This is a genomic window from Clostridium sp. CCUG 7971 (genome assembly GCF_017590215.1).
GTDB lineage: Bacteria > Bacillota > Clostridia > Peptostreptococcales > Peptostreptococcaceae > Faecalimicrobium.
In genome coordinates, this window is sequence record NZ_JAFFPK010000093.1 from 1 (window position 1) to 764 (window position 764).

At 24.6% G+C, this 764-nt stretch carries 1 protein-coding gene; it reads left to right on the forward strand.

The window, feature by feature from the left end:
* Positions 1–744, forward strand: a 744-nt coding sequence (locus JWF52_RS12110; protein WP_208333814.1) for an NAD-dependent epimerase/dehydratase family protein, incomplete at its 5' end; no start/stop codon positions are given.
* Positions 745–764 lie beyond the last annotated feature (20 nt).

Here is a 764-nt window from a genome sequence, read left to right on the forward strand (position 1 = left end):
TATGAATATATATTTGATATGACAGCTTACTTTAAAGAGGATATAAAAAATCTTATAGACTTTGTAGATGTAAAATCATTAAAAAAATATATAGTTTTATCATCTGGAGCAGTTTATAAAGACAGTAGTAAAAGTGCTAAAGAAGATCATGAAAAAGGTGAAAATAATCATTGGGGAAAATATGGTCTAGATAAGAAAGAAACTGAAGATTTTGTTATAAATAGCGATATTCCATATATAATTATTAGGCCAACCTATATATATGGTCCTAACAATAATTTTTATAGAGAGTATTACTTCTTTGATAGAATATTACATAATAAAAAAATACCTGTGCCTTACGGTAAGGATGTAGTCAATCAATTTATATATATTGAAGACTTAGTAAAGGTATTAGAAAGTCTAATACATACAGATAAAGTTAGAGAAGCCTATAATGTAACGAATCCACAATTAATATCATGGAATGAACTAATAGAAACTTGTGGTTTTGTAGTAGGAAAATTACCTATGATAAAATATGTAGATATAAATAAGGTTAAATTTGAAGAGCGAAAATATTTTCCTTTTAGAAATATAGATTACAAATTAGATATAGATAAATTAATAGAACATGGTCTTTACATACCAAATATTTTACTACATGAAGGTTTGCAAAAAAAATATGAATGGTATAGTATAAAAAGGCCAAAAATTTATGATGAAAAAATGGATAAGGTCGAAGATATTATAAATATAGTCTAAAAACTAGGTAGTATATAAAA